At 67.4% G+C, this 25,554-nt stretch carries 17 protein-coding genes; 9 read left to right on the forward strand and 8 right to left on the reverse strand.

Annotated features, from left to right (window positions below; genetic code table 11):
• Positions 1-149 precede the first annotated feature (149 nt).
• The 3 genes from hisG to hisS are packed head-to-tail and all read right to left on the reverse strand — an operon-like array spanning position 150 to position 3,423.
• Positions 150-857 carry an ATP phosphoribosyltransferase gene (gene hisG, locus FBT96_RS11690; RefSeq protein ID WP_136906844.1) on the reverse strand — a complete coding sequence of 236 codons (708 nt, stop codon included), beginning with the start codon at positions 855-857 and terminating at the stop codon, positions 150-152.
• Positions 854-1,924, reverse strand: a complete 1,071-nt coding sequence (locus FBT96_RS11695; RefSeq protein WP_136906846.1) for an ATP phosphoribosyltransferase regulatory subunit — start codon at positions 1,922-1,924, stop codon at positions 854-856. Before FBT96_RS11695 ends, hisG begins: the two co-directional genes overlap by 4 nt.
• Positions 1,924-3,423 carry a histidine--tRNA ligase gene (hisS, locus tag FBT96_RS11700; protein WP_136906848.1) on the reverse strand — a complete coding sequence of 500 codons (1,500 nt, stop codon included), beginning with the start codon at positions 3,421-3,423 and terminating at the stop codon, positions 1,924-1,926. Before hisS ends, FBT96_RS11695 begins: the two co-directional genes overlap by 1 nt.
• A 73-nt stretch (positions 3,424-3,496) precedes the next feature.
• On the opposite strand from hisS, the gene FBT96_RS11705 reads away from it, so the two are divergent.
• On the forward strand, positions 3,497-3,703 hold the full coding sequence (locus FBT96_RS11705) for a SlyX family protein (protein WP_136906850.1): 207 nt from the start codon (positions 3,497-3,499) through the stop codon (positions 3,701-3,703).
• Positions 3,704-3,709: 6 nt separating this feature from the next.
• Here FBT96_RS11705 and dnaE read toward each other — a convergent pair whose 3' ends face one another.
• Positions 3,710-7,219, reverse strand: a complete 3,510-nt coding sequence (dnaE, locus tag FBT96_RS11710) for a DNA polymerase III subunit alpha (protein WP_136906852.1) — start codon at positions 7,217-7,219, stop codon at positions 3,710-3,712.
• Positions 7,220-7,414: 195 nt separating this feature from the next.
• On the opposite strand from dnaE, the gene xdhA reads away from it, so the two are divergent.
• The 8 genes from xdhA (at position 7,415) to FBT96_RS11750 (ending at position 18,155) form a co-directional block, all read left to right on the forward strand.
• Positions 7,415-8,803 carry a xanthine dehydrogenase small subunit gene (gene xdhA / locus FBT96_RS11715; RefSeq protein ID WP_136906854.1) on the forward strand — a complete coding sequence of 463 codons (1,389 nt, stop codon included), beginning with the start codon at positions 7,415-7,417 and terminating at the stop codon, positions 8,801-8,803.
• Positions 8,800-11,133 carry a xanthine dehydrogenase molybdopterin binding subunit gene (xdhB, locus tag FBT96_RS11720; protein ID WP_136906856.1) on the forward strand — a complete coding sequence of 778 codons (2,334 nt, stop codon included), beginning with the start codon at positions 8,800-8,802 and terminating at the stop codon, positions 11,131-11,133. Before xdhA ends, xdhB begins: the two co-directional genes overlap by 4 nt.
• A complete protein-coding gene (gene xdhC / locus FBT96_RS11725; RefSeq protein ID WP_136906858.1) occupies positions 11,130-12,068 on the forward strand; it encodes a xanthine dehydrogenase accessory protein XdhC in 939 nt (312 codons plus the stop codon). Before xdhB ends, xdhC begins: the two co-directional genes overlap by 4 nt.
• A complete protein-coding gene (locus FBT96_RS11730; RefSeq protein ID WP_136906860.1) occupies positions 12,065-13,582 on the forward strand; it encodes an ABC transporter ATP-binding protein in 1,518 nt (505 codons plus the stop codon). The genes xdhC and FBT96_RS11730 overlap by 4 nt, the downstream gene beginning before the upstream one ends.
• Positions 13,579-14,658 carry an ABC transporter permease gene (locus tag FBT96_RS11735; RefSeq protein ID WP_136906862.1) on the forward strand — a complete coding sequence of 360 codons (1,080 nt, stop codon included), beginning with the start codon at positions 13,579-13,581 and terminating at the stop codon, positions 14,656-14,658. The genes FBT96_RS11730 and FBT96_RS11735 overlap by 4 nt, the downstream gene beginning before the upstream one ends.
• Entirely contained in the window at positions 14,655-15,584 is a 930-nt protein-coding gene (locus tag FBT96_RS11740; protein ID WP_136906864.1) for an ABC transporter permease, read from the forward strand. The genes FBT96_RS11735 and FBT96_RS11740 overlap by 4 nt, the downstream gene beginning before the upstream one ends.
• A gap of 41 nt (positions 15,585-15,625) precedes the next feature.
• Complete coding sequence (locus tag FBT96_RS11745; protein WP_136906866.1) at positions 15,626-16,708, forward strand: BMP family ABC transporter substrate-binding protein; 1,083 nt, start codon at positions 15,626-15,628, stop codon at positions 16,706-16,708.
• Positions 16,709-16,871: 163 nt separating this feature from the next.
• Complete coding sequence (locus FBT96_RS11750) at positions 16,872-18,155, forward strand: NAD(P)/FAD-dependent oxidoreductase (protein WP_136906868.1); 1,284 nt, start codon at positions 16,872-16,874, stop codon at positions 18,153-18,155.
• A 59-nt stretch (positions 18,156-18,214) separates the two neighbouring features.
• Here the strand turns inward: FBT96_RS11750 and FBT96_RS11755 are convergent, their stop codons facing one another.
• From FBT96_RS11755 to hypE, 4 genes are all read right to left on the reverse strand, one after another.
• On the reverse strand, positions 18,215-18,427 hold the full coding sequence (locus FBT96_RS11755) for a hypothetical protein (protein ID WP_136906870.1): 213 nt from the start codon (positions 18,425-18,427) through the stop codon (positions 18,215-18,217).
• Between the two features lie 98 nt (positions 18,428-18,525).
• Entirely contained in the window at positions 18,526-21,195 is a 2,670-nt protein-coding gene (locus tag FBT96_RS11760; RefSeq protein WP_169583405.1) for a putative bifunctional diguanylate cyclase/phosphodiesterase, read from the reverse strand.
• 14 nt (positions 21,196-21,209) lie between these two features.
• The gene (locus FBT96_RS11765; RefSeq protein WP_249306452.1) at positions 21,210-24,242 is read right to left on the reverse strand and encodes a CheR family methyltransferase; all 3,033 of its coding nucleotides are present in this window, start codon (positions 24,240-24,242) and stop codon (positions 21,210-21,212) included.
• Between the two features lie 203 nt (positions 24,243-24,445).
• Positions 24,446-25,468 (reverse strand): hydrogenase expression/formation protein HypE, encoded by a 1,023-nt coding sequence (gene hypE / locus FBT96_RS11770; protein ID WP_136906876.1) that lies wholly within the window; start codon positions 25,466-25,468, stop codon positions 24,446-24,448.
• Positions 25,469-25,554 lie beyond the last annotated feature (86 nt).

Consider the following 25,554-nt stretch of genomic DNA (forward strand, 5'->3'; position numbering starts at 1 on the left):
ACCCCCGGGGTTTTGGGCCGGGGGGGGGCCGGGGTCTTGGGGCCCCCCCCCCCGGGGGTTCGGGGGGGGGGGGGGGGGGGGCGCTGCCCCCCTCGGCCTGCGGCCTCTCCCCCCGGGATATTTGTCCCAAGGTGAAAGCCGGGGTCTTTTCAGAGCTTCGGCGCGTTCACGCCAAGCTGCGCGCACAGCGCCGCAAAGGGCGTCTCGAGCCCGGCCCAATCCGCCGCCCGCGCCGCGAAAAGCGTGGCCTGGCTTTGGTGGATCAGCCCGTCCGACAGGATCTTCAGGTGGTTGGCGCGCAGCGTTTCCCCCGAAGAGGTGATATCGGCCACCGCCTCGGCGGTGAGGTTCTTCACCGTGCCCTCGGTCGCGCCCTGACTGTCGACCGATTGCCAGTCGGCCACGCCCTCGCGCGCCAGAAACTCGCGCAGCAGGCGATGATATTTCGTCGCGATCCGCAGCCGGTGACCATGCGCGGCCCGGAAGGCATGCGCCGCGGCATCGAGGTCTTCGAGCGTGTCGACATCGGCCCAGCAGGCGGGCACGGCGATGATCAGATCGGCATGGCCAAAGCCCATCGGCGCCAGATCCGCGACCTGGGTTTCCCAATCGGCCAGTTTCTCGCGCACCAGATCCGAGCCGGTGACGCCCAGATGGATCCGCCCCGCGGCCAGCTCCCGCGGGATTTCACCGGCGGAAAGCAGAACCAGTTCAACGGCTTCCGCCCCCTCGACCGCGCCCGCATATTCGCGGTCCGACCCCGTGCGTTTGAGCGTGAGACCGCGCGCCGCGAACCAGTCGAAGCACTGCTCCATCAGCCGCCCCTTGGACGGCACACCGAGTTTGATCGCGCTCATGCGAGCCCCCCGAGATCTGCGACAAGGCCCGGACGGATCACGCCGCCCACCGCCGGGATCTCGCGCCCGCCGCCCAGAACCCGGGTCAGCGCGTCATAGCGCCCGCCCGAGGCGATCGGCGGAAAGCCCGGATCGGCGGTCTCGAAGCTGAAGACGAAGCCGTCGTAATATTCCATCGTGGCGCGGCCGTGGCTGGCCTCGAAGACGAGCCGAGTCAGGTCGATGCCGCGCGCATCCAGCTCCGCAAGCCGCCGTTCCAGCCGGGTGATGGCCGGGGCCAGCGCCGCGATGCCCAGATCGGTGAGCTGCGCCGGCGCCCGGTCGGCGGTGCAGCGCAGCGCAAAAAGCGCATCGAGCCGGGCGACATCCTCGGCCGCGATCGGCGCGGTTTCGGCATCGGCCTGCAGCACGGCAATGCGGGCGGCCATTTCCTCGGGCGCGCGCAGGCCGATCCAGGGGGCGTCGGGCGTCGCCCCCGAAAGCAGCGCGGCGCGGCTGTCGGGAACGGGCACAAGACCGGCATAGCGCTCCATCAGCCGATGAAAGCGCTTCGGGCGCCAGATGTGACGGGCCAGCGCGGCCTTGCGCGCGGGCAGGGTGTCGAGCCCCTCGACCGCCGCACGCAACAGGCCGATATCCCCGATGGTGGCAGAAAGATCGAGCGGTTTCAGAAGCTTGGCGAAAAGCGCGAAAACCTCGGCATCGGCGGCCTCGGGGTCTTCGCGGTCAAAGATCTCGTAGCCGGCCTGAAAATACTCGGCCACCCGGGCGGTGCCGCGATGATCCTGCTTGCGGAAGACCTCGCCCATATAGGCGTAACGGGCGGGTTCCGCCCCCTCGGCCATATGCGCCTGCACCACGGGCACGGTGAAATCGGGGCGAGCCATCATCTCGCCGCGCAGGGGGTCGGCGGTGACATAGGCGCGGGCCCGAATGTCTTCGCCGTAAAGATCGAGCAAAGCCTCGGCCGGTTGCAGGATGTCGGGGGTGACTTCCACTGCCCCCGCAGCCTCGAAAGCGGCCAGAAGCCGCTGCCCGACGGATCGCGCCTCGGCCTTCGACGCCATCACTTCACCCCGTAGCGCGCAAGAACCTCTTGCACTTTTGCAACCATTTCCCCAGTCGAAACCTCGAATTGCGCCGGTTGCGCTTTCCATTCTTCAACACTGGCCGAGGCGGCGATCTTCGCGCCCAGGATCAGGTCCTTGATCTGCACGACACCGCGGGCGGCCTCGTCGGCGCCCTGGATGATCGCCACCGGGCTTTCGCGCTTGTCGGCATATTTGAGCTGGTTGCCGAAGTTTTTCGGGTTGCCGAGATAAACCTCGGCACGGATCCCCGCCCGGCGCAGCGTCGCGGCCATGGCGAGATAGTCGCCCATCCGGTCGCGATCCATCACGGTGACGACGACCGGACCTTGCGCCGCACCACCGATCCGCCCCTTGGCGCGCAGCGCGGCCAAGAGCCGGTCGACGCCGATCGAAACGCCGGTCGCGGGGACCTCTTGCCCGGTGAACCGTTTCACCAGATCATCATAGCGTCCGCCACCCGCGACCGAGCCGAAGCTGCGTTTGCGCCCCTTTTCATCCAGGATTTCAAAGGTCAGTTCGGCTTCAAACACCGGCCCGGTGTAATAGCCAAGGCCGCGCACGACCGAGGGGTCAATCACGATCCGGTCCGGGCCATAGCCTTGCCCGTCCAGGATTTGCGCAATGAATTCAAGTTCATCGACACCCGCCGCGCCGAGAGCCGAGCCCGAAACCAGCTCGCGCAGACGCGCGACCGTGGCGGCGCCGCTGTCGCGTTTGGCCTCCATGAAGCCCATCACCACATCGGCCTGAGCATCAGAAAGCCCGGCGCCCTTGGTGAAATCGCCCGACTCGTCGAGCCGCCCTTTGCCCATCAGCGCGCGCACGCCCGCCTCGCCGAACTTGTCGAATTTGTCGATGGCGCGCAGCACGATGCCGCGTTCCTCGGCGAAGCGATCCGGGTCGGAGGGGTCAAGCACCCCCGCCACTTCCATCACGCCGTTCAGCACCTTGCGGTTGTTGACCCGCACCATATAATCGCCGCGCGGAATGCCCACCGCTTCCAAGGCGTCCGAAAGCATGCCGCAGATCTCGGCATCGGCGGCAACCGAGGCCGCCCCCACCGTATCCGCATCACATTGATAGAATTGACGAAACCGCCCCGGACCGGGCTTTTCGTTGCGCCAGACCGGGCCCATCGTGTAGCGCCGATAGGGGCTGGGCAGGTCGTTCCTGAACTGCGCGGCAACACGGGCGAGCGGCGCCGTCATGTCATAGCGCAGCGCGAGCCAATCGCCGCCCTCGTCCTGCCAGGCAAAGACGCCTTCGTTCGGGCGGTCGACATCGGGCAGGAACTTGCCCAGCGCCTCGACCGTTTCCACGGCCGAAGTTTCCAGCGGATCAAACCCATGCGCGCGGTAGACCTCGGCGATGGTCGACAGCATCGCGGCCCTCTCGGTCACCTCGGCGCCGAAATAGTCGCGGAACCCCTTGGGCGTCTCGGCCTTCGGACGGCGCGGTTTCTTCTCGCTGGACATGGTCTTGCACCCGATCGTTTCTCGGGCGAGGGTGTAGCGGATGGGGGCCATCGCGGCAAGCACGAGAGGGCAAATGAGCGACAGGATCGAGCGCGCCGAAGAAGAACTGGCGCATCTGCGCAAGACCGTGGACGAGTTGAGCGACGTTCTGACGGCGCAAGGCCGCGATATCGCGCGGATGTCGCGGCTTTTGGGGCTGTTGATGGAGCGCGAGGCCGAGCGCGAATTTGCCGCAGGCGGGGGAATTCCGCTGGCGGATCAGAAGCCGCCGCATTGGTGAGCGGGCTCAGACCTCCTCCACCTGCACGACGCCGCGCAGGCTGCGCAGCGCGCCCTTGACCTGCGGGTTCACCGGCAGCTCGCGTCCGGCGGTGATCTGGTAGCGGCGACGCTTTTCCGGGTCGAAGACGGAAAAGGTCACTTGTCCGCGCGATTTCACCCGCCCTTCGGCGGCAATACGTTCGAAAAGTGCAGCCACCGAGGATACCGCCTCGGGCGTTTCAAGGTGGATCAGCAGCCCCGATCCGGCCCCGGCATCGCTGGCCACGGTGTCGATCGGCGCCGCATTCTGGCACAGCATCTTCACCGTCTCGCCCTCGACATCGACCTTGACCGTCAGCACCACCGCCAACCCGGGTTCCAGATGCGCGCGGCAGGCTTCGAGCGTGTCGGAAAAGACCGTGACCTCATAGGGGCCGGTGGGGTCCGAAAGCGACACGAAGGCAAAGCGGTTGCCCTTGGCCGATTTGCGTTCTGACCGCGCCGCCACCTGCCCGGCGATCTTGCCGATGAAGGGCCCCTGCCCCAGCGCCTTGGCCGTGACATCGGCCAAAGTCAGCACCTTTTTCCGTTTCAACGCAGGCAGATAGTCATCGAGCGGATGGCCCGAGAGATAAAAGCCGATCGCCTTGTGCTCCTCGGCCAGACGCTCGCCCGGCAGCCAATCGTCGGTGTCGGCCAGCCGCGGCGGCGGCAGATCGTCGCCCGCCTCGCCAAACAGCGACACCTGCGCCGAGGCTTTCGCCTCGGTCACCGCCGCGGACCAGGCCATCAGCGATTCGAGGCTCTCGAACACCCGTTTCCGGTTCGGATCAAGCTTGTCGAAGGCCCCTGCCCGCGCCAGCATCTCCAGCGGCCGCTTGCCGATCCGCTTCAGATCACAGCGCCGCGCAAACTCGACCAGATCGCGGAAGGGCTTGTCCTCACGGGCTTTTTCGATCAGCCGCATGGCCTCGACGCCGACATTCTTCAACGCGCCCAGCGCATAGACCAGCTTCTGATCGACGACGTCAAAGGTGGCGAGCGAGCGGTTCACGCAAGGCGGAACGACCTCGATCCCCAAGCCCCGCCGCGCCTCGGCGGTGTAAATGGCGAGCTTGTCGGTCAGATGGATATCGCAGTTCATCACGCCCGCCATGAATTCGACGGGATGGTTCGCCTTCAGCCAGGCGGTCTGGTAAGACACGATCGCATAGGCGGCGGCGTGCGATTTGTTGAAGCCGTAGTTCGCGAATTTCTCCAGCAGGTCAAAGACTTCGCCCGCCTTTTTCGCCTCGATGCCATGCGTGGCCTTGGCGCCCTCGATGAATTTCGGGCGTTCCTTCGCCATTTCCTCGGCGATCTTTTTCCCCATCGCGCGACGCAAAAGGTCGGCACCGCCAAGGCTGTAGCCCCCCATGACCTGCGCGATCTGCATCACCTGTTCCTGATAAACGATGATGCCCTGCGTCTCCTTCAGGATCGGATCGATGGTCGCATGCAGCGATTCGAGCGGCCGCAGCCCGTGTTTCACCTCGCAATAGGTCGGAATGTTCTCCATCGGGCCGGGGCGATACAGCGCCACCAGCGCCACGATGTCCTCGATGCAGGTCGGTTTCATCCGCCGCAGCGCGTCCATCATGCCGGTGGATTCGACCTGGAACACCGCGACCGTCTTCGCCGCCGCATAAAGCTCGTAGGTCTTCGCATCGTCGATCGGGATCAGGTTGATCTCGTTCGCGGCCCCCTCGGCGGGCGTATAAAGTGTTTCCCCCAAAGGGTTTACATGCAGCGGACGGCCGGATTTCAGGATCAGGTTGACGGCGTTCTGAATCACCGTCAGCGTCTTGAGCCCCAGAAAGTCGAACTTCACCAGCCCCGCCTGTTCGACCCATTTCATGTTGAACTGGGTCGCCGGCATGTCGGACCGCGGATCCTGATAAAGCGGCACCAGCGCATCAAGCGGCCGGTCGCCGATCACCACCCCGGCGGCATGGGTCGAGGCGTTGCGCAACAGCCCCTCGATCGCCTGCGCATAATTCAGCAGCCGCGCCACCACCTCTTCGGATTTCGCCGCCTCGCGCAGGCGCGGCTCGTCGGCCAGCGCCTTTTCGATCGAGACCGGCTTCACCCCCTCGACCGGGATCATTTTCGACAATTTGTCGACATGTCCGTAAGACATCTGCAAGACGCGGCCGACGTCGCGCACGGCGGCTTTCGACAGAAGCGCACCGAAGGTGATGATCTGCCCGACCTTGTCGCGGCCGTATTTGCCCTGCACGTATTTGATCACCTCCTCGCGGCGATCCATGCAGAAGTCGATGTCGAAGTCGGGCATCGAGACCCGCTCGGGGTTCAGGAACCGCTCGAACAGCAAGCTGTAGCGCAACGGGTCAAGGTCGGTGATCGTCAGCGCATAGGCGACCAGCGAACCGGCCCCGGACCCCCGCCCCGGCCCCACCGGAATCCCCTGCGACTTGCCCCATTTGATGAAGTCGGCCACGATCAGGAAGTAGCCGGGAAACCCCATCTGCTCGATGATCGAAAGTTCGAATTTCAATCTTTCTTCGTATTCGGCCACCGGCACCGCATGCGGGATCACCGCCAGCCTTGCGCGCAGCCCCTCCCAGGCCTGACGGCGCAATTCCTCCACCTCGTCATCGGCGAAGCGCGGCAGGATCGGCTTGCGCTTGAACGCGGCAAAGGCACAGCGCTTGGCGATTTCGACCGTGTTTTCAAGCGCCTCGGGCAGATCGGCAAAGAGGGCGGCCATCTCCGCCTCGGTCTTCAGATAATGCTGCGGCGTCAGGCGGCGGCGCGGCTCGATCTGATCGACATAGGCGCCCTCGGCGATGCAGATCATCGCATCATGCGCCTCGTACATGTCGGATTTTGGAAAGTAGACGTCATTCGTCGCCACCAGCGGCAGGCCAAGGTCATAGGCCATTTCGACAAAGGGCCGCTCGGTCATCCGCTCGCCCTCGGTCAGCTGCCCGCCCTCGCCCGGATGGCGCTGCAGCTCGACATAAAGCCGGGTCGGATAGCAGGCCGCCAGCCGCTCCATCAACAGCCGCGCCTTGCCCGCCTGAGAATGCTGCAAGAGCTTGCCCACCGGCCCCTCGGCCCCGCCGCTCAAGCAGATCAGCCCCTCGGCATGGGCCTCCAGATCCTCAAGCGTCACCTGCGGCAGCTGCCCGCCCTTGTCGACGTAAAGGCACGACGAGAGCTTCATCAGGTTCATGTAACCCGCTTCGTTCTGCGCCAGCAGCACGACCGGCGCGGGCAGACGCGGCCGTTCGCCGGGCGCCGCGATCTCATAGGCGACCGAGACCTGGCAACCGACGATCGGTTGCAGCCCAGCCCCTTGCGCCAGAACGGAAAATTCCAGCGCCGCGAACATCGCATTGGTGTCGGTCACCGCAACGGCCGGCATGTTCATCGCGTCGCAAAGCTTGATCAGCTTCTTCACCGGAACCGCGCCCTCAAGCAGCGAATATTCGGTGTGCACGCGCAGGTGGATGAATCGGGGATCACGCATTGCCGCAGACTACGGGCCGCGAAGGGGCGGGGCAAGCCGCCCAATAATTGACCATGCGGTGCATTTTCCGTCCCCCGCCGCCCGAAATCCTTGCCAGAGCGTCCCCCCTGCGCAAAGCTGATTGCGGGAGAGCCCCCCGCTCTACGCCGCATCGGGCGGGGGAGGCCGGAAACCGGTATCGCGGCGGAAGACGCCATGGAAATTGCGTTTCTTCTCAATGGAGAAACCCGGCAGGTGCGGATCGGGGATCCGACGCAAAGCCTGCTGGACTGGCTGCGCGCCGAGGGGCTGACCGGCACCAAGGAGGGCTGCAACGAGGGCGATTGCGGCGCCTGCACGGTGATGGTGACCGACGCGGCGGGCAGCCGCGCGGTCAATGCCTGCCTGATGATGCTGCCGCAACTGGCGGGCAAGGCGCTGCGCACCGTCGAGGGGATCGCGGCGCCGGACGGCCGCCTGCACCCGGTGCAACAGGCGATGATCGACCATCACGGCAGCCAATGCGGCTTTTGCACCCCCGGTTTCATCGTCTCGATGGCAACGGCGCATGGCAACGGCCGCCGGGATTACGACGACCTTCTGGCGGGCAACCTCTGCCGCTGCACCGGCTACGCGCCGATCCTGCGCGCCGCCGAGGCAGCCGCCACGGAACCGCCCGCCGAGTGGCTGCAAGCCGATGCCCTTTTCACCTTGGCGGAAATATCCTCGGGGGTGCGGGGGCAGACAGCCCCCGCCTTCCTGCCGGAAACCGGGGAAGAGCTGGCAACGTGGTATCTCGCACACCCCGAGGCAACGCTGATCGCGGGCGGAACCGATGTCAGCCTGTGGGTGACGAAAGCGCTGCGCGACCTGCCCGAAGTGGCGTTTCTTAGCCATTGCAAGGACTTGACGCAGATCCGAGAGACCGCTGATGGCGTCGTGATCGGCGCGGGGGTCACTATCGCGGCCCTGCGCGCCTGGGCCGAGGGGCCGCATCCGGCGCTGGCGGATCTCTTGCGCCGCTTCGCTTCGGAACAGGTGCGGCAGGTGGCGACGATCGGGGGCAACATCGCCAACGGCTCGCCGATCGGCGACGGGCCGCCGGCGTTGATCGCGCTGGGGGCGCGTCTGACACTCCGGCGCGGCGCCGAACGCCGCACGATGCCCCTTGAGGAGTTCTTCCTCGATTACCGCAAACAGGACCGGCGGCCGGGCGAATTCGTCGAAAGCGTGACCTTGCCGACATCCGCGCCGGGGCTGCGCTGCTACAAATTGTCGAAAAGGTTCGATCAGGACATTTCTGCCGTCTGCGGATGCTTCAATCTGACCCTGAAAGGTTCGATAATTGAAACTGCGCGCGTGGCCTTTGGCGGCATGGCGGGGATCCCGAAACGGGCCGCCGCCTTCGAGGCGGCGCTGATCGGGCAGGTTTTCAGCGAGGCCACCGTCGCCGCCGCGCTGCCGCTGCTGGCGCGCGATTTCACGCCGCTTTCCGACATGCGCGCCTCGGCGGCCTATCGGATGAATGCGGCGCAGGCAATGGCGCTGCGTTATGTCCGCGCGCTTTCGGGCGAAGCCGTCGCGGTGCTGGAGGTGACACCATGAGCGTCGGCAAACCGCTGCCGCATGACTCGGCGCGGGCGCATGTGACCGGGCAAGCGCGCTATCTGGACGACCTGCCCTGCCCCGCGAACACGCTGCATCTGGCCTTTGGCCTGTCGACCGAGGCCTCGGCCGCGATCACCGCGCTTGACCTTGATCCGGTGCGGCAAAGCCCCGGTGTGGTGGCCGTCTTCACGGCAGCCGATCTGCCGCATGAAAACAATGCCTCGCCCGCGCCAAGCCCCGAGCCGGTTCTGGCCACGGGCGAAGTGCATCATGTCGGCCAGCCGATCTTTCTGGTCGCCGCCACCAGCCACCGGGCGGCGCGGATCGCCGCACGTCGGGCGCGCCTCACCTATGCGCCGCGCCCGGCGATTCTGACGCTCGATCAGGCGCTTGCGGCCGACAGCCGGTTCGAGGCCGGGCCGGTGATCTGGGCGCGCGGCGATGTCGAGACCGCCTTGGCCGGGGCGGCGCATCTGGCCGAAGGCACGTTCGAGATCGGCGGGCAGGAGCATTTCTACCTCGAAGGCCAGGCCGCGCTGGCGCTGCCCGCGGAAGGCGGGGTGGTGATCCAGTGTTCCAGCCAGCATCCGTCGGAAATCCAGCACAAGGTCGCCCATGCGCTGGGGCTGGCGTTCCACGATGTGCGGGTCGAGATGCGGCGGATGGGCGGGGGGTTCGGCGGAAAAGAAAGCCAGGGCAATCATCTGGCGATTGCCTGCGCGGTGGCGGCGATGGCGACCGGGCGGCCCTGCAAGATGCGCTACGACCGCGACGACGATATGGGGATCACCGGGAAACGGCATGATTTCCGCATCCGCTATCGGATCGGCGCCGATGCCGCGGGCAAGCTTGTGGGCGCGGATTTCGTGCATCTGGCGCGCTGCGGCTGGTCGGCCGATCTGAGCCTGCCGGTTTGCGACCGCGCGATGCTGCATGCCGATGGCTGCTATTTCGTCCCCGCGCTGCGCGTCGAAAGCCACCGGCTGCGGACGAATACGCAATCGAACACCGCCTTTCGCGGCTTTGGCGGCCCGCAAGGCGCGCTGGGCATGGAACGCGCCATCGAGCATCTGGCGCGAGTGATGGGCCGGGATCCGGCCGAGTTGCGGGCGTTGAATTTCTATGAGCCGCCGGAGACAGGGGGGCTGTCTGCCCCCCCGAGCCCCCCCGGGCGTAATGCCGCCAAGAAGAAGCAGACGACGCATTACGGCCAGGAAGTCGAGGATTGCGTCCTGACCGAGCTGGTCGCACGCCTGCAGAAATCTGCTAATTTCACCGCGCGGAAGGCCGAAATTGCCGCATGGAATAGCACAAATCGAACCTTGGCGCGTGGCATTGCGCTGTCGCCGGTGAAATTCGGGATTTCCTTCACGCTGACCCATCTCAATCAGGCGGGCGCGCTGGTGCAGATCTATACCGACGGTTCGGTGGCGCTCAACCATGGCGGCACCGAGATGGGTCAGGGCCTGCATGCGAAGATGGTGCAGGTGGCGGCGGCGGTGCTGGGGATTGATCCGGCGCAGGTGCGGATCACCGCGACCGATACCTCGAAAGTGCCCAATACCTCGGCCACCGCGGCCTCCTCGGGGGCCGACATGAACGGCATGGCGGTGAAGGACGCCTGCGAGATCCTGCGCGGGCGGCTGGCCGACTTCGTCGCCGCGCGCGAGGGCTGCACTGCGGCAGATGTGGTTTTCGAAGCCGGGCAGGTGCGGGCGAAGGGCAAGCGCTGGAGCTTTGCCGAGACCGTCGCGGCGGCCTATATGGCGCGGATTTCTCTTTCTGCAACAGGGTTTTACGCCACGCCCAAGATCTCGTGGAACCGGCTGCGCGGTCAGGGGCGGCCGTTTTTGTATTTCGCCTATGGCGCCGCGATCACCGAGGTGGTGATCGACCGGCTCACCGGCGAAAACCGCATCTTGCGCACCGATATCCTGCACGATGCCGGGGCCAGCCTGAACCCGGCGCTGGATATCGGGCAGGTCGAGGGCGGCTATGTGCAGGGCGCGGGCTGGCTGACGACCGAAGAACTGGTCTGGGATCACCGCGGGCGGCTGCTGACCCATGCGCCCTCGACCTACAAGATCCCCGCCTTTTCCGACCGGCCGCGCATCTTCAATGTCGCGCTGTGGGACCAGCCGAACCGCGAGGACACGATCTTTCGCTCCAAAGCCGTGGGCGAGCCGCCTTTCCTTTTGGGGATTTCCGCCTTTCTGGCGCTGACGGATGCCTGCGCCGCCTGCGGGCCGCATTGGCCCGACCTGCAGGCGCCCGCGACGCCCGAAGCGGTCCTGGCCGCCGTGCGCCGCGCCGAGGGGCGGGCATGAGCCTGCATCTTCAAGCCCTTGCGCAGGCGGCGGCGAAGGGGCCCTTTGTCCGGGTGCTGGTGGTCGAAACCAGGGGCTCGACCCCGCGCGAGGTCGGCGCCGAGATGCTGGTCTGGCACGATCACACGCAAGGCACGATCGGCGGCGGCACGCTGGAAGCCGAGGCCACCGCGATCGCCCGCGGCCTGCGCGCCCCCGCCCTGCGCCGCTTTCCGCTGGGCCCGGCGCTGGGGCAATGCTGCGGCGGCGCGGTGACGCTGGCCTTCGAGCCGCTGGATGCCGAGAGCCTTGCGCGGATCACCGGGCCGATCCATGCCCGGCCGTTGACCGGCTCGGAAATGCCGCTTTCGGTGCAGCGCGCGCTGAGCCGGGCGCGCAACAGCGGCGAAGCCCCGCCGCGGCTGCTCGACGGCTGGCTGATCGAGCCGCTGGCCCCCCCGGCGCAGGAGCTGTGGATCTGGGGCGCGGGCCATGTCGGGCGGGCGCTGGTCGCGACGCTGGCCCCCCTGCCCCATTGGTCGATCCGCTGGGCCGATTTCGACCGGAGCCGATTCCCCGCGACGATTCCCGAAGCCGTCACCCCGGTCATTGCCGAAAATCCCGCCGATCTGGTGCCGCTTGCCGCAGCGTCAGCACACCACCTGATCCTGACCTATTCGCATGCGCTCGACCTCGAGTTGTGCCACCGGGTTCTGCGCCACGGCTTTGCCGCCTGCGGGGTGATCGGTTCTGCGACCAAATGGTCAAGATTTCAGCACAGGCTGCGCGATCTGGGGCACGACCACGCGCAAATTTCGCGCATTGCCTGCCCGATAGGCGATCCGGCATTGGGAAAGGAGCCGCAGGCCATTGCGATTTCCGTCGCCGCCGCGCTACTGAGGGAGCGGGTCAGCCGAGCCTTGCTGGCCGTCAACACGGAAGGACAGACCGGGTGACAGGGTCGCTGCTCAAGATCGAGGGCCTGACCAAGGCCTATCCCGGGGTCGTGGCGAACGACGGGGTGGGCTTCGAGGTCGCGCCGGGCAAGGTGCATGCGCTTTTGGGCGAAAACGGCGCCGGCAAATCGACGCTGGTGAAGATGATTTACGGGCTGGTGAAGCCCGATGCCGGGCGGATGGAACTTTCGGGCCGCCCCTATGCGCCCGCCGAGCCGCGCGCCGCGCGGGCCGCGGGCGTGGCGATGGTGTTTCAGCATTTCTCGCTGTTCGAGGCGCTGAACGTCGCGGAAAACGTCGCGCTGGGCATGGAAAATCCGCCGCCGATGCGCGATCTGGCCGAGCGGATCCGCGCGATTTCCGCGGCTTACGGGCTGCCGCTTGATCCCGGGCGGATCGTTGGCGATCTGTCAGCGGGGGAACGCCAGCGGGTCGAGATCATCCGCTGTCTGTTGCAGGACCCGAAGCTTCTGATCATGGACGAGCCGACCTCGGTCCTGACGCCGCAAGAGGTGGAGATCCTGTTTCACACCCTGCGCAAGCTGGCCGCCGAGGGCACGGCGATTCTTTATATTTCTCATAAGCTTGAGGAAATCCGCAGCCTGTGCGACGGCGCGACGATCCTGCGCGGCGGCAAGGTGGTGGCCAGCTGCATCCCGCGGGAAAAATCGGCGCGCGAGCTGGCCGAGCTGATGGTGGGCGGCGAATTCGCCGCGACCGACCGGGCCGGGCGGAAAAGCGGCGCGGTGATCCTTGAAGTCGATCACCTGAACCTGCCGCCGATGACGCAATTCGGCCCGGCGCTGAAAGACGTCTGTTTCACCCTTGCGGCGGGCGAGGTGCTGGGCATCGGCGGCGTCGCGGGCAACGGGCAGGAGGAACTTCTGGCCACGCTTTCGGGCGAACGGCCCTCGGGCGCGGGCACGGTCAGCCTGCACGGGCAGGACATTTCCGACCTTGGGCCGAACGACCGCCGCCGTCTGGGGCTTCTGGCGGCGCCCGAGGAGCGGCTTGGCCATGCCGCCGTGCCGAACCTGAGCCTGATGGAAAACGCGATCCTGACGGGCACCGTGCGCAGGCCCCTGACGCGGAACGGGTTTTTGAACATGGGCGCGGCACGGCGCTTTGCCGAGGAAATCATCAAGGGCTTTGACGTCCGCACCCCCGGCCCGCAGGTGGCCGCGCGCGCGCTGTCGGGCGGCAATCTGCAGAAATTCGTCATCGGCCGCGAGGTCTTGCAGGCGCCCGAGGTTCTGGTGGTGAACCAGCCGACCTGGGGCGTCGATGCCGCCGCCGCCGCCGCGATCCGGCAATCGCTTCTGGATCTGGCCGCGAAGGGCGCGGCGGTGATCGTGATCAGCCAAGACCTTGACGAACTTATGGAAATCGCCGATCGCTTCTGCGCACTGAACGAGGGGCGGCTGTCGGAACCGCGCCCGACCGAGGGGCTGACGATGGAAGAGATCGGGCTGATGCTGGGCGGCGCCCATGGCATGCAGGAGGCGGCGCTGTGATTACGCTGATCAAACGCCCGACGCCCTCGCGGTTCTGGTCCTTCACCACGCCGGTTCTGGCGGTCATCGCGACGATGATCGCGGGCGGCGTGCTGTTCGCGATCCTCGGCAAGGATCCGGTCGCGGCGATCAAGGTGATCTTTTACGACCCGCTCTTCGGCCCGAACGCCGCCTATTTCCGCGGCCAGCTGCTGGTGAAGGCCGGGCCGCTGATCCTGATCGCGGCGGGGCTTGCCGTGGGGTTCCGCGCCGGGATCTGGAACATCGGCGCCGAGGGGCAATACATCATGGGGGCGCTGGCGGGCGCCTCGGTCGCGCTGGCGGCCTATCCTGCGGAAAGTCATTGGCTTTTCCCGGCGATGGTGGTGGCGGGCGCGCTGGGCGGCTGGATCTGGGGGATGATCCCCGCGGTGCTGAAGGTGCTTTTCGGCACCTCGGAAATCCTTGTGTCCTTGATGCTCGTCTATGTGGCGCAGAGCTTTCTGGCCTGGGCGGCCTTTGGCCCACTGAAGAACCCCGAGGGCTACGGCTTTCCGGGCTCGCGCAACCTGCAGCAATACCCTTCGGCGCATAACCCCGAGCTCATCGCGGGCACCGGCATGCATTGGGGCGTCGTCGCGGCCTTTGTCGCGGTCATCGCCACCTATGTGCTGATGAGCCGCCACATCGCGGGCTTCCGCATCCGCGTCGCGGGCGAGGCGCCGCGGGCGGCCCGGTTCGCAGGCGTGCTGCCGGCGAAGCTGGTGATGTTCTGTCTGGGGCTTTCGGGCGCACTGGCGGGGCTGGCGGGGATGTTCGAGGTGGCGGGCCCCTCGGGTCAGATCACCGACAGTTTCAACGCGGGCTATGGCTTCACCGCGATCATCGTCGCCTTTCTGGGGCGGCTGAACGCGATCGGCATCCTGCTGGCCGGGCTTTTGATGGCGCTGACCTATATCGGCGGCGACATGGCGCAGCTGATGCTGGGCCTGCCCACCGCGGCGATTCAGGTGTTCCAGGGCATGCTTTTGTTTTTCCTCTTGGGATTCGACCTGCTCACGCAGTACCGTCTGCGCCTTGGAAAGGGCTCGAAATGATCGGCGGCATCGATATCGTCACCCTGATCGCGGCGCTGATGGCGGCCTCGACGCCGGTTCTGCTGGCGGCGACGGGCGAGCTTGTGGCCGAAAAGGCGGGCGTGCTGAACCTTGGCGTCGAGGGGATGATGATCGTCGGCGCCGTCGCGGGCTTTGCCACCGCCGTCGGCACCGGCAGCCCGGTGCTGGGCTTTGCGGGCGGGGCGCTGGCGGGGGCGCTTCTGGCCAGCCTGTTCGCCGTTCTGACGCAGGTCTTCCTGTCGAACCAGACCGCCACCGGCCTTGCCCTGACGCTGTTCGGCCTCGGCCTGTCGGCCCTTGTCGGCAAGGGCTTCGAGGGCGTGCGCCCGCCCCCCACCGGCAAGATGCCCTTCGGCCCGCTGGCCGATCTGCCGGTGATCGGCCCCATCCTTTTTGGCCATGACTGGATGGTCTATGTCTCGCTCGTGCTGGTGGCCGGGGTCTGGGCGTTTCTGAAATACGCCCGCCTTGGGCTGATCCTGCGCGCGGTGGGCGAGAACCACGATGCCGCGCATGCGCTGGGCTATCGGGTCATCGCCCTGCGCTGCGCCGCGCTGGCCTTTGGCGGCGCGCTGGCGGGGCTGGGCGGGGCCTATCTGTCGCTGGTGCGCGTGCCGCAATGGACCGAGGGGATGACCGCGGGGGCGGGCTGGATCGCGCTGGCCATCGTCGTCTTCGCGTCCTGGCGGGCCGAACGCGTGCTCATTGGCGCCTATATGTTCGGCGGCATCACCGCGCTGCAGCTGCAGCTGCAGGCGGCGGGCTATGCGATCCCGGTGCATTTCCTGACGATGGCGCCCTATGTGATCACCGTGCTGGTGCTGGTGATCCTCTCTGCCACCCACCGCCACGGGGCACCGGCCGCGCCGGCGGCGCTGGGGCGGTCGTTCCACGCCTCGAGCTGAGGCCAAACCCGGGCATCCGCCCAGCACACAAGGAAGCTCAAATGGACCGCAGATCCTTCCTGAAGACCACCGCCGCCACCGCGACGCTTGCCGCCGTCGGCCTGCCGGTGGCCGCCGCCGATCCGCTGAAGATCGGCTTCATCTATGTCGGCCCGGTGGGCGACATGGGCTGGTCGTATCAGCATGACGTCGCCCGCCGCGAAATGGAAACGGCGCTGGGCGGCAAGGTCGTCACCTCCTTCATCGAGAACGTGCCCGAAGGCCCGGATGCCGAACGCGCCCTGACCCAGCTGGCGCTGGAAGGCAACCAGCTGATCTTCGCGACCTCCTTCGGTTTCATGGATGCGACGGTGAACGTGGCCGCGAAATTCCCGAACGTGAAATTCGAACACGCCACGGGCTACAAGCGGGCCGAGAACCTGGCCACCTATGACGCGCGCTTCTACGAAGGCCGCGCCGTGCAGGGCACGATCGCGGGCCGGATGACGAAGACGAACAAGATCGGCTACATCGGCTCCTTCCCGATCCCCGAGGTGATCCAGGGCATCAACGCCGCCTATATCCACGCCAAAAAGGTGAACCCGGATGTCGAGATCAAGGTGGTCTGGGCCTACACCTGGTTCGACCCGGCGAAAGAGGCCGATGCCGCCGCCGCGCTGATCGCCGAGGGCTGCGACTTCATCCTGCAGCACACCGATTCGACCGCGCCGCAGGCGAAGGCGCAGGAAGCGGGCACGGTCTTCACCTTCGGGCAGGCCTCGGACATGGAAGCCTTCAAGCCCAGCCCGCGCGTCTCCTCGACGATCGACAACTGGGCGCCCTATTACATCAAGCGCGCGCAGGCGCTGGTCGATGGCAGCTGGAAATCGGAAGGCACCTGGGGCGGCATCGGCACCGGCATGGTGGGCATCGGCGAGATCACCTCGGCCGTGCCGGCCGAAGTGAAGGCCGAGGCCGAGGCGCTGATCGCGAAGATCGCCGACGGCTCCTACCACCCGTTCACCGGCCCGCTGAAGAAACAGGACGGCTCGGACTGGCTGGCCGAGGGCAAGACCCCGGAAGATGGCGAGCTCGCCGGTCTGAACTTCTTCGTCGAAGGCATCTCGGCCGAAATGCCGAAGTGACCTGAGCCGATTTCATGCTAGGGTTGTGGGGCGGACGCTTGTCCGCCCCTTTCTTTTTCGCCGGATCCGCGGGGCCGATCTTCCCGCTTGACAGGTCGCACAATCATATTCCCATATATGCATCTGAGGGTTTCGGCCCGACAGCCAGTTCGGGGAGGGACATATGGCTCATATCGTGGTTCTGGGCGCCGGTTTGGGTGGTGCCATCATGGCGTACGAGTTGCGCGAACAGGTGCGCAAGGAGGACAAGGTCACCGTCATCACCAAGGATCCGATGTATCACTTCGTGCCCTCGAACCCCTGGGTGGCGGTGGGCTGGCGCTCGCGCAAGGAGATCACCGTCGATCTGGCGCCGACGATGGCCCGGAAGAACATCGACTTCATCCCGGTGGCGGCGAAGCGCCTGCATCCGGCCGAAAACCGGGTCGAGCTGGAAAACGGCCAGTCGGTCAGCTACGACCAGATCGTCATCGCCACCGGCCCGGAACTGGCCTTCGACGAGATCGAGGGCTTCGGCCCCGAGGGCCACACGCAGTCGATCTGCCACATCGACCATGCCGAGGAGGCGCGTCTCGCCTTTGACCGGTTTTGCGAAAACCCCGGCCCGATCCTCATCGGCGCGGCGCAGGGCGCAAGTTGCTTCGGCCCGGCTTACGAATTCACCTTCATCCTCGATACCGCGCTGCGCAAGCGCAAGATCCGCGACAAGGTGCCGATGACCTTCGTCACCTCGGAGCCCTATGTCGGGCATCTGGGGCTGGACGGGGTGGGCGACACCAAGGGCCTGCTGGAAGGCAACCTGCGCGACAAGCACATCAAATGGATGACCTCGACCCGGATCAAGCGCGTCGAGAAAGGCAAGATGGTGGTCGAGGAGGTGACCGAGGACGGCACGGTGAAGCCCGAGAAAGAGCTGCCCTTCGGCTATGCGATGATGCTGCCCGCCTTTCGCGGCATCAAGGCGCTGATGGGGATCGAGGGGCTGGTGAACCCGCGCGGCTTCGTCATCGTCGATCAGCACCAGCAGAACCCGACCTTCAAGAATGTCTTCGCGGTGGGGGTCTGCGTGGCGATCCCGCCGATCGGGCCGACGCCGGTGCCCTGCGGCGTGCCGAAGACCGGCTTCATGATCGAAAGCATGGTCACCGCCACCGCCCACAACATCGGCCGGATCGTCCGCGGCCTTGAGCCCGACGAGGTCGGCAGCTGGAACGCCGTCTGTCTGGCGGATTTCGGCGATCAGGGCATCGCCTTCGTGGCGCAGCCGCAGATCCCGCCGCGCAACGTGAACTGGTCGAGCCAGGGCAAATGGGTGCATTGGGCCAAGGAGGGCTTCGAGCGCTATTTCATGCACAAGCTGCGCCGCGGCACCTCGGAGACCTTTTACGAAAAGGCGGCGATGAAGATTCTGGGCATCGACAAGCTCAAGGCCGTGAAGAAGGGGTAACCGCCCCCGTTGCCCCGGGCGGCAGGCAGGCGCGGGACACCGCGCCTGTTTGCTTGCCGTCAGTTCGCAGGGGCCGAACTGGCAGGAGCGGAGCTGGCGGGCGCCGGTTTCGCCGTCGCGGCGGCAGTGGCGGCGGCGGCGGCCTGGGCCTTGGCGCGTTCCTCGTGGCGCCAGATCCCGAAGAATTCGAACCCGCCCAGAAGCAGGGCCACCCCGATCGCGATCAGGTAATTCTTCGAGGTGCCAAGCGGCGAGGGCGGCAGGTTCGACATGATCTTGCTCCTTTCGGGCCGGGATTTGCAGCTTTCCCAAGGATAGGGCGCCCGCAACGAAAGGACAGGGGGCGAAAGGACAGGGGGCGAAAGGGGGGCTAGGCCGCCGGATGCAGGAACCGCGCCTCGAAGGCGGCACGGGCCAGCGGCGGCGACAGAAGGAACCCCTGCCCCATGTCGCAGCCCATCGCCGCCAGCGTCGCCGCCTCGGCCTCGGTCTCGATCCCCTCGGCCAGCGTCACATAGCCGAAGCGCCGCGCCAGCCCGGTGATCGCCTCGACGATCAGCCGGGCGTTGCGGTCCGCCTCGATGCCGCGCACGAAATGCGCGTCGATCTTCAGCATCGAGACCGGCAGCCGCGCCAGATAGGCCAGACAGGAATAGCCGGTGCCGAAATCGTCGATCGCCAGCCGCAGCCCGCGCGCGCGCAGCCGCCCCAGCGCCTCGACCGCGCCCGGAACCCGGTCGGCCAGCTGATCCTCGGTCAGTTCGATCTGCAACCCGGTGCAGGCGCAGGCGCAGCCCGCACAGCCCGTCAGCGCCTCGGCCCAGTCGGGCGCGGCCAGATCGGCGGCGGTCTGGTTGATCGACATCAGCCAGTCCGCCCCCACCAGCCCGGACTTGCGCCAGCGGCACAAGGTCCGCGTCGCCTCGCCGAAGACCCAGCGATCGAGCGCCGGCATCAGCCCCGCCCGCTGCGCGACGGGCAGGAAATCGCCCGGGGGGATCAGGCCGCGGCCGGGCCGGTTCCAGCGGATCAGCGCCTCGCAGCCGCGCAGACCCCGGTCGGCCAGCGCGAAGAGCGGCTGGAACTGCAGCACCATCTCGCCGCGTTCGACCGCGCCCGCCAGAGCATTGCGCAGATCTAGCTCCCGCGCCGCCTCGACGCCCATCTGCGGCTCGTACATCATCACCGTGCGGCGGCTCATCTTGCCCGCGTACATCGCCAGATCGGCATTGCGCAACAGCGCGTCGCGGCTTTCGCCATGGGCGCCGAAACAGGCGATCCCCACCGTCGCCGCCGGGCGATACTGATGCAGCCCCGGCAGGTCGATCGGCACCGCCAGCGCCTCGAGCAGCGCCAGCGCCTGCCGCTGCGCCGCCTCGGCGCCGGTGTCGCCCAAAAGCAGCACGAATTCGTCGCCGCCGATCCGGGCGATGAAATGATCCGCCCCGGTGCCGATCCGCAGCCTTTGCGCCACCGCCGACAGCAGCATGTCGCCGGTCTCATGGCCCAGCGTGTCATTGACCGACTTGAACTGGTCGAGATCGATGAACAGCACCGCAAAGCCGCGCCCGCTGCGCGCCGCCAGCTCGATCCAGCCGTCGATCCGCTCGCCCAGCAGGGTGCGGTTCGGCAGGCCGGTCAGCAGGTCGTAATTCGCCAGCCGCAGGTTGTCCGCCTGGGCCTGCCGCAAGGGCGTCAGGTCGGAGAACATCGCCACATGGCCCAGCACCCGCCCCGAGGCATCGGCCAGACGGGTGATCCGGCTCCAGCAGATCACCGACTTGCCCTCGGAGGAGCGCAGAACCGCCTCGCCGCGCCAGATCCCCCGCGCCTGCAACTCGGCCAGCCAGGCCTCCTGCGGCCCGGCCGCCTCGGGCACGGCCCCCGGACCGGGGGCGGCCATCGCCATCAAAAGCCCCTCCAGCAGCCGCCCGACCAGCCGCGCCTGGCCAAAGCCCGCCACCTGTTCGAAAGCGGCATTGGCGCGCAGGATCCGCAGATCGGGATCGGTCAGCACGATCGCCTCCGAGGACTGGTCGAAGACCATCTCGGCCAGCTCGCGGGCCCGGACCTCCTCGGTCACGTCATGGCTGCGCGTCACGACGCCGATGACCTGGCCGAAATCGTCAAAAAGCGGCGTCTTTTCCGTGCGCAGCCGTTCCCAGCCCCCCGCGGGCGCCGCCTCGGCCTGCCGCGCGAGACCCTCGGCCGGGCGCAGCCGCGTCTGTTCCAGCGTGATCCCGCTTTGCGTCTTGCGCACCCGGGCATCCAGCTGCGCCGCGTGCAAGGCCTCGATCAGCGGCAGGAAATCCTGCGGCATCTGGCCGATCACCTCGGCCTCGCTGCGGCCGTTGGCGCGCAGGAAGGCCCGGTTCGCCAGGCTGATCCGGCCATCGGCATCGGTGACGCTGACCGGATCGGGGATGGCGTCAAGCAAAAGCCGCATCAGATCGGCGCCCGCATGCGCCATCGCGGCTTCGGGTCCGGGCTCGGGCAGCAGCAGCAGCCACCACAGGCCCGCCGTGTCGGACTGCGGCCTGCGTGCCCGCAACAGCGCGGCCCGCGCCGTCCGCGGCTGCCCGGGCGCCGGATTGAAGACCAGGGTCAGATCGCGTCCGGCCGTCGTCGGGTCGCACGCCCGCACCAGCGCCGCCGACAATCGGCTGATCTGCGGCCGCGTCAGCGCCCGATGCAGCGCCGCGCCGCCGTTCTGCTCGAAGCTCTCGCCCAGAAACCGCCGCGCCGCCTCGTTCGAATAATGCAGCCGCAGCGTCACATCGAGGCTCAGGATCGGCACCGGGGCGTCGCGCAGGAGCTTGTGCACCGCCTCCAGATCGGCCTGCTGGCGCGCGCCCTCTTCGATCAGCTGGCCCAGCGCGGCGGCCTGTTCCACGACGCCCAGACGCAGCCGGTTGAAGACCAGAAGCACCGTGTCATCAAGACCGGCCGCCGTCAGCGCCGCCGCGACCTGACGGAACTGCAGTTCGGTCAGCGTCACCAGATCGTGGCCGAAGCCCCCCGCCAGATCGGCATCGATCATTCCGGCCGAGGGCCTCATGCGCGCGGCGCCCCCCCATCCGCTTCGGGCGCATCCGGTTCGGGTCCAGCAGATCCGGCCGCGCCCTGGGCCTCGGCATGGCTGTGCCAGCGGGTGATCTCGATATGGCTGACCACGGCGCCGCCGCGGGCGCCATCGAGCGGGCGCGCATGCATCACGAACCAACGCGGCAGACCCGGCGCATCGCAGGGATATTCCATGGTGAAATGCCGCTGCTTGCCGGTCAGCACGCCGCGGATCCCCTCGACCGCGCGTTTCGCATAGGTCGAATCCACCGCCGCCTCGCCGATGTCACAGCGGCCCACATAATTCGTGCCGACCCCGGTATGGGCCAGCGCCGGATCGCCATTGTCCGCCGCAAACCGGGTCCAGGCGGCGTTCACCAGCAGAATGTCGCCATGCCCGTCGAGCACCGCCACATGTTCCGCCAGCCCGTCGATCACCGCCTGCAAAAGCTGCAGATTGCGGGTCTGGGTGATGTCGACAAAGGTCACCACCGCACCCTGCGCCGAGGAGGACGGCACCCGGTAAGGCAGCATCCGCACCAGATAATGCCGCCCGTTCAGCCCCGAGACCTCGCGCTCGGTGCGCGACTGGCCCTGCAGCGTGCGGCGCAGATCGTCGAGCAGCGCCGGATAATCCAGCCGATGCGTCAGATCGCCGAGCGGACGGCCGACATCGACATCGCGGATGCGGAACAGCTCGGCCGCATCCGGGCTGAACCGCGTCACCGTCAGCTCGCTGTCGACAAAGATCGTGCTCATCGCCATGATCTCGGTCAGGCTGTCCAGATCGGCATTCGAGCGGTTCAGCAGGTCGATCTTTTCCTGATATTCCGCATTGAGCGAGTTCAGCTCCTCGTTGACCGACTGCAATTCCTCGTTGGCGGACTGCAGCTCCTCGTTCGAGGCCATCATCTCCTCGTTCGTCGCCTGCAATTCCTCGTTCGAGGTTTCCAGCTCCTCGATCATCGCCTGCAGGCTTTCGCGGGTCATCGCCAGTTCCGCTTCCAGCATCTCGATGCGGGCGCCGACCTCGCGGTCGATGTCGATGCCGGAAATGCCGTCATCGACGCCCTCGTCGGGCTCGAAGGCAAGGATGTAAAGCCGCCCCTCGTCGCTGTCGGTGCCCTGTTTCACCGGCACGACCCGCAGCCGCAGCCGGGTCGGATCGGGGCCAAGGACGCCCTCGGCGATCGGGATCGAATCCGAGGCCGCCTCTTCGCCCAGCCGCGCCGATTTGAACAGAAGCGCCGAGGCGACGGGCAGAAGCGGCTCGACCAGCATCCGGCCGATCTCCAGCGAGGCGGCGCCTTCGCGCATCTGCATGAAGCGGCTGACCTCGCCGTAGGAATGCAGGATCTCGTGGTGGCTGTTGACCAGAAGCGCGGGCGGCGGCGCATAGCTGCGCGACAGCGTGGCAAAGCCGCGCTCGACCGCGGTGAGCGGCGCATTGTCGGCGCGCAGGCGCGGCGGGCGCGGCGTGACGTAAAGCCCGGCGCGGCGGTCGGTCAGCGGCGCGGCGCCCGGGCGCAGCGCCTGCCAGATCCGGTGCCGCGCCGACATCACGGAAAAATCGTCCTGCACCTGCACCAGCGCCTCGGAGCCGCCAAGGAACAGATAGCCCCCGGTGCGCAGCGCGTAATGCATCCGCCGCAACGCGCGTTCCTGCGCCTCGGGGCGGAAATAGATCAGCGTGTTGCGGCAGGTGACCAGATCCATCCGGGTAAAGGGCGGGTCCGACAGCAGGTTGTGGCGCGCGAAAACGATGGTCTGCCGGATCTCGGGGCGGATCGTGTATTGGCCGCCGCGGGTGGTGAAGAAACGTTCCAGGAAGGTCGTCGGCAGATCGGCGGCGATGGTCTCGGGGAAGAACCCGGCCGCCGCGGTCTCGATGTTCACCGGCTCGACATCGGTGGCAAAGATCTTCAGCGTCGGCCAGCGCCCCGCCCGCTCGAAAGCGTCAAAGAACAGCATCGCCAGCGTATAGGCTTCCTCGCCCGTCGCGCAGCCCGCCGTCCAGACCCGCAGCGTCGAGCCCACCGCGGCCTGCGCCACCAGCGGATCGATCACCTTCTCGGCCAGTTCGGCAAAGGATTCGGGATCGCGGAAGAACGAGGTGACCGGGATCAGCATTTCCCGGCGCAGGCAGGCCAGTTCGGTGCGGTCATGCGTGAGCAGCTCCAGATAGGAGGTCAGGTCCGGCACCTGCCGCACGCCCATCCGCCGCTCGATCCGGCGCTGCACCGTGCCGGGCTTGTAATCAAGGAAATTCACCTCGCCCGAGAGCGACAGGATCTCGACGATCCGGCCCAGCGCCTCGGCCGGTTCCAGCCCGTCGAACTGGCCCACGGCGATGCGGTCGTCATCCACCGCCACGCCCGTCGCGGCATCGGGACGCTCGGCCCCGGTCAGCTGCCCCAGCCGTGGCCGGCGGATCAGGTAATCGGCGATCCAGGGCCCGATCCGCTCGATGCCCAGCGCGGAATCGATGAAGCCCGTCGCGATGGCCGAACGCGGCATGCCGTCAAAGCGCGCGTCGCGCGGGTCTTGCGCGATGGCAACGCCGCCCGCCGCATGCACCGCGCCGACGCCGCGGGTGCCGTCCGAGCCGGTGCCCGACAGCACCACCGCCACGCCGCGGCTGCCATAGCCCGAGGCCATCGAGGTGAAAAACGCGTCGATCGGCAGGGACAGCACGCGGCGATCCTTCGGCGCCAGCCGCAGGTGCCGCCCCTCCAGCGTCATGATCGCCGCGGGCGGGATCAGAAACACCGTGTCGGCGGCCAGTTCCATCTCGTCCTCGACGGTGACGACGGGCATCCGGGTGTGCCGCGCCAGCAGCGAGGCCATGATCGACTTGTGGTCGGGCGACAGGTGCTGGATCACCACATAGGCCGCGCCGGTATCGGCGGGCAGCCCGTCAAACAGCCGCTCGAGCGCATCAAGCCCCCCGGCCGAGGCGCCGATGGCCACCACCGCCCGCGGCTCCGGCGCCGCCGAGACCGCGGCCCCCTCTGTGCTCTGCATCTCCGTCTCTGGCGCAGGAACGTCCGTCATGATCGCTCCTTTCCGGGCCCTGCCCTTGCGTCTTCGCCCGTCCCGCTTGCCCCAGCCTTCTGCGAAGCCCCTGCGAAACCAACGAATTTTCCCCAAATGAGAGGCCTTCGGCCCCCCGCTGTCAACGTCTTTCGATCTGGGCCGAACCGGTCCCCGCCGCCCCGGCCCGCCGCTCAACAAATCCGCGGCAACTGCTCACCCACCAGCATGTCGACGATCCTTGCCCCGCCAAAGGCCGTGCGCATCCGCACCTGTCCCGCGTGGTCTGCCACCGCCCGCCCGACGACGCAAGCCCCCGCGCCCTCGGGCCGCGCCCGCATCGCCGAGAGCGCCGCCGCCGCCTCGGCTTCGGGCACGAAAACGACCAGCCGCCCCTCGTTCGCAAGGTAAAGCGGGTCAAGCCCCAGGATCTCGCACAGCCCCACCACCTCGGGGCGCAGCGGCAACGCGGTCTCCTCGATCATGATGCCGCAACCCGCCGTCTGGGCGATTTCATTCAGCGCCGAGGCAAGCCCGCCCCGGGTCAGATCGCGGGCCCCGCGGATCCCCGGCGCGGCGGCGATCACATCGGCCATCAGATGGCCGAGCGCGGCGCAATCGCTTTCGATGTCCGATGTCAGCGCCAGATCGCCCCGCGCCGCCAGGATGGTGGCCCCGTGATCGCCCAGCACGCCATTGACGATCGCCACATCGCCCGGCCGCACCCGCGCCGCCGCGATCTCGCGCCCCGCCGGGATCACGCCAACGCCCGCGGTGGTGACGAAAACCCCGTCACAGGCGCCGCGCCCGACGACCTTGGTATCGCCGGTGACGATCCGCACCCCGGCCGCTTCCGCCTCGCGCGCCATCGTGGCGACGATCCGGCGCAACAGCGCCACCTCGGTCCCCTCCTCGATGATGAAGGCGGCCGAGAGCCACAAGGGCCGCGCACCGCCCACGGCCAGATCGTTCACCGTGCCGCAGACCGCGATCTTGCCGATGTCGCCGCCCGGAAATTCGACCGGTGTCACCACATAGCTGTCGGTGGTGAAGGCCAGTCGCGCACCGGGTTCGGCCAGCGCCGCCTCGGTCAGACGCGCCTGATCCTCCATGCCGGGCGGCCGAAAGACCGAGGTAAAGACCTCCTCGATCAGATCCCGCATCGCCTTGCCGCCGCCGCCATGCGCCAGCGTCACCCGCTCATCTCTCAACGCCATCTCATCTTGCTCCAGATTTCGCGGGGGTCCGGGGGAGATCGGATCTCCCCCAGGCGGGGGGTGCGGGGGGCGGCAGCCCCCCCCCC

Origin of the sequence: Rhodobacter capsulatus (assembly GCF_005144475.1) — a bacterium.
In the GTDB taxonomy this organism is placed as follows: Bacteria; Pseudomonadota; Alphaproteobacteria; order Rhodobacterales; family Rhodobacteraceae; genus Rhodobacter; species Rhodobacter capsulatus_C.